This is a genomic window from Methanobrevibacter sp. 87.7, assembly GCF_002208625.1.
Taxonomy (GTDB): Archaea; Methanobacteriota; Methanobacteria; order Methanobacteriales; family Methanobacteriaceae; genus Methanarmilla.
The window spans coordinates 1-6520 of the sequence record NZ_MRCT01000109.1 but is presented as its reverse complement, the minus strand read 5'-3'; the positions used below and the strand labels follow the sequence as shown (position 1 = coordinate 6520).

The following is a 6520-nucleotide window of genomic DNA, read 5'->3' as shown; positions in this document are numbered from 1 at the left end:
ATAATAAACTTATTCTTATAAAATTTAAAAAATAAAATTTTATAAAAATTTAATTAATAATAAATTTATTCTAAAAATTTACAAATCTCAACTGCTTTTTCAGCAGCTTTTTCCATAGAAGTTTCAAAAGGAATTCCAGCATCTTTAAGAATTTTTTGACCTTCTTCTTCATTAGTACCTGTAAGTCTAATTACAATAGGAATTTCTCTTTTACTTATTTTAAGTGCATCAATTACTCCTTTTGCAACATCATCAGCACGAGTAATTCCACCTAAAACATTTAAAAATACTGTTTTTACAGGAGGATAATTTAAAACTAAATTTAAAGCCTTTTTAATAGTTTCTTCAGAAGATCCTCCGCCAATATCTAAGAAGGTTGCTGGTTTTCCACCATATAAATTAATCATATCCATAGCAGTTAATGTTAAACCTGCACCATTACCTAAAACTGCAATATCACCATCTAATTTAACGAAACTAAATTGTTTTGGTTCATGACCAGTTAAATCAAGCAATTCTTTATGTCTAAATGCAGCATCGTTTTCAACAATAAGTTTTGCATCTGCAGCATATAATCCCTCTGGAGTAAGTATTAATGGATTAACTTCTACAATTTCTGCATCATATTTTTGGAAGATATTATAAAGTTTAAATATAGTATTTCCAACTTCAGATACAAGATTAGATCTTACACCCATTTTACGTGCAATTTCACGTGCTTCATATGGTAAGAATTCATCTAAAGGATTTACATAGTATCTAATAATTTTTTCAGGATTAGTTTTAGCGAGATTTTCAATCTCTACACCACCTTCAGCAGAAGCCATAATTAAAGGTTTTTTAACGTTTCTATCATAAGAAACACTAATATAAAATTCTTTTTCAATATCTGCTTTTTCTTCAACCAAAAGATGTTTAACTCTTACACCTTTAATTTTAGAATTTAAAAGTTCATCTGCTAAGGTATATACTTCACCAGGAGCATCTGCAAATTGAATTCCACCAGCTTTACCTCTTCCACCAACTAAAACTTGTGCTTTTAATGCAACAGGTCCCCCTAATTCAGTTGCAACTTCTACAGCTTCTTCTGGAGTATATGCTACTTGACCTTTAAGGATTCTTATTCCATTATCTTTAAATATTTTCTTTGCAACATGTTCAAAAAATTTCATAATACCACCTTTTTTAAGCTTCTACTATTCTCATTCCAGCTTCGAATGCATCAATATTTTTATTTTCAGTACCTTTTGGAACACTGTCTAAAATAGATTTACGTGCAGCTTCTTCAGATACAATTCCAGTTGCTTTTGTAATAGCTCCAACCATTACAATATTTGCTACAATTTTAAGATGGATTTCATTTACTGTAGTAGCAGTAGCTTTAGCATGATATACAGTAAGATCTCTTTCTTTAATGAAATCTTTAATATCATCTTCTTGAACCATATCTGGATCAATAATTAATGTTGCTCCTTGTTTTAAGTCAACCATATACTTAATTAAAGCTTCATGAGACATAGCAACTAAAATATCTGGATTTTCAACTTTAGGATAATCAATTTCTTCATCACTAATAACCACATCACATTTTGAAGCTCCTCCACGAGCTTCAGGACCATAAGATTGAGTTTGGACTGCATTAATATTATCAAATAAAGAAGCAGCTTTCCCTATAATAATACCAGCTAAAATAACTCCTTGACCACCAAAACCTGCTATTCTAATTTCTTTCCTCATTATATCATCCCTTATATTTATTTACTCTTTGTTCTCATCAAAATTTTTTAAGAAAGCAGAACGTCTAAGAGTTTTATCACCATAATTTTCTTTAGATAATTCTTGAAGATTATCTGTAAATTCTGGAGCACTTTTATCAACAAATTCACCAACAACAATTTTATCAGCAAGCTCATGTTCACTCATTAATTTAGTATTATTAATATAAATTGTTGAATTTTTAATGTGATCCATCATTTTAACAGGTGTTTTCATTTTATTTTTTCTACCAAAGTATGTAGGACATTGAGAGACAATTTCAATAAATGAAAATCCTTTATTTTTAAGACCTTTTTCAATAGATTTAGCAGCACTTTCTACTTGTACAGTAGTCCATCTTGCAACATAAGTTGCACCAGCTGCTGCTACAAGTTCAGCTAAATGAAATGGTTTATCCCTATTACCATAAGGAGCAGTAGAACCATAACTTCCTTTAGGAGAAGTTGGACTAATTTGTCCACCAGTCATTCCATAAATATTATTATTAATACAAATAACAGTAAGATTAATATTCCTTCTTGCAGCATGGATTAAATGGTTTCCACCAATAGAAGCACAATCACCATCACCAGTGAATACAACAACATCTAAATCAGGATTTGATACTTTAAGACCAGTTGCAAAACTTAATGCTCTTCCATGAGTAGTATGTAATGAATCACATTTTATATATCCTGGAATTCTTGAAGAACAACCAATACCAGAAACCATAGCTACATTCTCAAAATCAATATTTGCTTCTTCCATACCTTTAAAGAAAGTATTGATAATTGTACCATTACCACATCCAGGACAGAAAATATGAGGTAATCTATCTTCTCTTAAATATTTGATAAAAGGAGCTTTAGCTCTTTTTGGTTTTTCAAAATCATCATCAATAGTATATTCATCTATTTCATCAACCATCTTAGTTACCTCCAACAGATTTAATTGCATTTAAAACTTCACTAGGTTTAGGAAGTTCTCCTCCAATTTTACTTAATAAATGTACTTCAGCATCTCCTGCAAATACTCTTTCAACTTCATGAACCATTTGACCTAAATTCATTTCAGGAACAATTATATCTTTTGCAGATTCACATACTGCTTTAACATCATCATCAGGGAATGGCCATGGAGTATTAATTTTTAAATAACCTGCTTTAATTCCTTCTTCACGAGCTTCTTTTACTGCAGTTGTAACAGATCTTACAGGAGCACCATAACATACAACAACTACATCAGCATCATCAGTAAATTCGGATTTTACACTAGTAATTTTTTCTCTATTTTTGAGAATTTTATTACATAATCTTTTAACTAAAACAGCATGTGTTTTAGGATTATTAGTATCTGGATAACCAATTTCATTATGAGTTAAACCAGAAACATGAACTTTATAACCATCACCAAATGCAGGCATTGGATTAGTTGCATTTTTCCTATTTTTAAATGGTAAAAATTCATCAGGACTCATAGTAGGTTCTTTTCTTGCAACTAAATCTACACTTTTAGGTATTGAAATTTTCTCCCTCATATGACCAATTGATTCTTCAGTCATTAAAAATACAGGAACTCTATATTTTTCAGATAAGTTAAATGCTTTAATTGTAAAGTCAAAATATTCTTGAACTGAAGAAGGTGAAAGTGCAATAGGTTCATAATCACCATGAGAACCCCATCTAACTTGCATCATATCACTTTGACTTGCCATAGTAGGTTGACCAGTAGAAGGAGAACCTCTTTGAACATTAACAATTACAAGTGGTGTTTCAGTCATAAAAGCATAACCAAGATTTTCTTGCATTAAAGAAATACCTGGACCACTAGTTGCAGTCATAGCTTTAGAACCACCCCAACTAGCACCAATAACTGCACCCATTGATGAAATTTCATCTTCCATTTGTACAAATGAACCTCCATATTTAGGAAGTAAACGAGCTAAATTCTCAGCTACTTCAGTAGAAGGAGTAATAGGATAACCTGCAAAGAATCTACACCCTGCTTTTATAGCACCGAGTGCACAAGCTTCATTACCTTGAATAAATAATTTTTCTACCATTTTAATAACCTCTCTTTTGTAGAACTTCTAAATTTAAATTGATAATTAAATTATAATTTATAAAAAAATAAATTCAACATGATAAATCATGATATTTTAAATCTTTTCATACTAAAATCTTAATTTAAATGTATTTAAAAAAATAAGATTTCAATAAAAATATTCACAATAAATAATAAATTTAACCTTTAATTTTTGAGAAATTAGGATTGAAAGCATAATTATTATCTTTTTTCATCCACCAATGTTTCTCAATGTCAATTAAAATTGCTTGATCAGGACATAATAATTCACATTCTCCACAATTTAAACAAGCATTTTCATTAGTTGGAATAGGTAAAAAGACTCCTTTTTTGTTTGCTTTTTTAGCAACTGTAAAAACATGCGCATTACAAGTATTTACACATAATAAACATCCTTTACACAAATCAGGATCAATATAAATCATAAAAATCTCCTTAAAATTTTTTAAAAAATAAAAAATTTGACTAATATATTAATATTATATATTAATTTGAACATTTAAATAATTTATTAAAATTTATTAAATTTTCAAATATTTAATTAAAAACAAATGAATTAAAAAATACAATGAAAAAAACAAAAATTAAAATAAAGTTTAAAAATCAACAAAATATTATACAAAATTAAAAATTAAAGAATAAATTTTAACAAAAATTATAAAATATTTGAAAGTTTTTTATTTAAAAAACAAAAGAATAATTTAAAAAAATAAATAAAAAAATAAATAAAATAAATATTAAGAAATATAAAAATAATTGATTAAAATGATAAAAATTAAAACTCCAATTTCCAATGAAGAAATAAAAAAATTAAAAATAAATGATAAAGTTCTAATTAGTGGAACAATATACACTGGAAGAGATGCAGTATTGCCAAAAATTACTAAAATGATTAAAAATAATGAAAAAATACCTATTAATTTAGCAGGAAGTGCAATAATGCATACAGCAGTAAGTGATGCAGGAATAGCAACTACAACATCTAATAAAAAAGAAATTGAATCAAATATACCAATACTATCAAAAGCAGGTGTAAAAATACATATTGGAAAAGGAGCATTAAGTGAAGAAACAAAAAATGCATTAAACAAAGAAAATTCTATATATGTAGTTTCACCTCCAGTTGCTGCACTTCTTACAGATTCCATACTTTCAAAAGAATGTGTAATGTTTAAAGAAGAAGGAATTGAAGCTTGTTTTAAATTAAAAGTTAAAAATATACCTGGAGTTGTTGCAATTGCTAATGGTGAAAGTATATTCTAAAAAAAAACAATAAGCTAAAATTAAACTAAAATAAATAAAAATAAATTAAAAAATTAATAAAAATATTATTTTTCAAATGGACTCAGAATATTTATATTATAAGAAATAGTGAATGATTAAATATGCAAAGAAAAGGAATTGCAAATTTACCAATGCATACTGGCCATACTCCTAGATGGTTATGGGAAAGAATGGTAAAATTATCAAAAGCAATAAGTGAAGTTATTATAGATGAATATGGACAAGTAGAATTACTTGAAAGATTATCAAATCCTTATTGGTTTCAAAGTTTTTCATGCGTAATTGGTTTTGATTGGCATTCTTCAGGTACTACAACTACAACATGTGGAGCATTAAGAGCAGCACTTAAACCAGAAGAACACGGAATAGCAGTACTTGGAGGTAAAGGGGAAAATTCACGTAAAACACCTGGACAAATAGAAAAAGAAGGAGATATATTCAATATTAACTCATCAGATGTAGATAAACTCGTAAAAAGTTCAAGATTATCTGCTAAAATAGATAATTCCTGTATTCAAGATAATTATACATTATATCAACACAATTTCTTTTTAACTGAAAAAGGAGATTGGGCAGTTGTACAGCAGGGAATGAATACAAATACAAAATATGCTAGACGTTATCATTGGATGAGTGATGAATTTGATAAATTTCTTGAAGATCCACATACTGGAATAAGCTGTGATAAAAAAAGAAAAGAAACTTTGAATATGGCATCAAAAGAAAGTAAAAATGTCCAAAAAATAAGTGTTGATTTAATAAATGATAATCCAGAACATTTAAAAAAATACTTTAGACCAAATGATCCAAATCAAACAACACTTTTTGATTTTATTGGGAAACAAAATGAAGATTTTAGTAAGTTTAATAATCAAGAAGAATTTACAATGCCACAACACCATCCAGTACTAAATATGGATCTTTCAGATAGAGAATTTGAAGTTCTAAAAAATGCATATGAAATTCAACCAGAAAAATATGAAGATTTAATAATGCTTAAAGGAATTGGACCTAAAAAAATTAGAGCTCTTGCTTTAATAAGTGATATTATTTATGGTGAAAAAGCAAGCTGGAAAGACCCTGTAAAATATAGTTTTGCTCATGGAGGAAAAGACGGTTTTCCATATCCTATTGATAGAAAAACTTATGATAATTCCATAGAAACAATGAAAGATGCACTTTACCAAGCAAAGCTAGATGATAAAGATAAATTAGGTGCTATAAAAAGATTAAATAAATATATGAATTAAATATCTAATTTAATCACTATTTTTTTATAAAATTATAATTACTTAAATTATAGTTAATATTATTAAATTCAAATAATAAAATATACAAACTAATTTTTAAAATAAACTTTTATAGAATTTAATAATTAAAATTAAATGTATAAATT

General features: G+C 27.5%; 7 protein-coding genes. 2 read left to right on the top strand and 5 right to left on the bottom strand.

Annotation, left to right across the window (positions count from 1 at the left end):
• Positions 1 to 65: 65 nt before the first annotated feature.
• The 5 genes from sucC to BGI41_RS06010 form a co-directional block, all read right to left on the bottom strand.
• Positions 66 to 1172, bottom strand: a complete 1107-nt coding sequence (gene sucC, locus BGI41_RS06030; RefSeq protein WP_088539506.1) for an ADP-forming succinate--CoA ligase subunit beta — start codon at positions 1170 to 1172, stop codon at positions 66 to 68.
• Positions 1173 to 1185: 13 nt separating this feature from the next.
• Positions 1186 to 1737 (bottom strand): 2-oxoacid:ferredoxin oxidoreductase subunit gamma, encoded by a 552-nt coding sequence (locus BGI41_RS06025; protein WP_088539504.1) that lies wholly within the window; start codon positions 1735 to 1737, stop codon positions 1186 to 1188.
• Positions 1738 to 1758: 21 nt separating this feature from the next.
• On the bottom strand, positions 1759 to 2682 hold the full coding sequence (locus BGI41_RS06020; protein WP_088539502.1) for a 2-oxoacid:ferredoxin oxidoreductase subunit beta: 924 nt from the start codon (positions 2680 to 2682) through the stop codon (positions 1759 to 1761).
• 1 nt (position 2683) lies between these two features.
• Positions 2684 to 3817, bottom strand: a complete 1134-nt coding sequence (locus BGI41_RS06015) for a 2-oxoacid:acceptor oxidoreductase subunit alpha (protein WP_088539500.1) — start codon at positions 3815 to 3817, stop codon at positions 2684 to 2686.
• Positions 3818 to 3998: 181 nt separating this feature from the next.
• The gene (locus tag BGI41_RS06010) at positions 3999 to 4265 is read right to left on the bottom strand and encodes a ferredoxin family protein (RefSeq protein ID WP_088539498.1); all 267 of its coding nucleotides are present in this window, start codon (positions 4263 to 4265) and stop codon (positions 3999 to 4001) included.
• Positions 4266 to 4605: 340 nt separating this feature from the next.
• Here BGI41_RS06010 and BGI41_RS06005 point away from each other — a divergent pair, with 340 nt between their 5' ends.
• A complete protein-coding gene (locus BGI41_RS06005; protein WP_088539496.1) occupies positions 4606 to 5103 on the top strand; it encodes a fumarate hydratase C-terminal domain-containing protein in 498 nt (165 codons plus the stop codon).
• 122 nt (positions 5104 to 5225) lie between these two features.
• Complete coding sequence (locus tag BGI41_RS06000) at positions 5226 to 6374, top strand: DUF763 domain-containing protein (protein ID WP_088539494.1); 1149 nt, start codon at positions 5226 to 5228, stop codon at positions 6372 to 6374.
• The last annotated feature ends 146 nt before the right edge of the window (positions 6375 to 6520 follow it).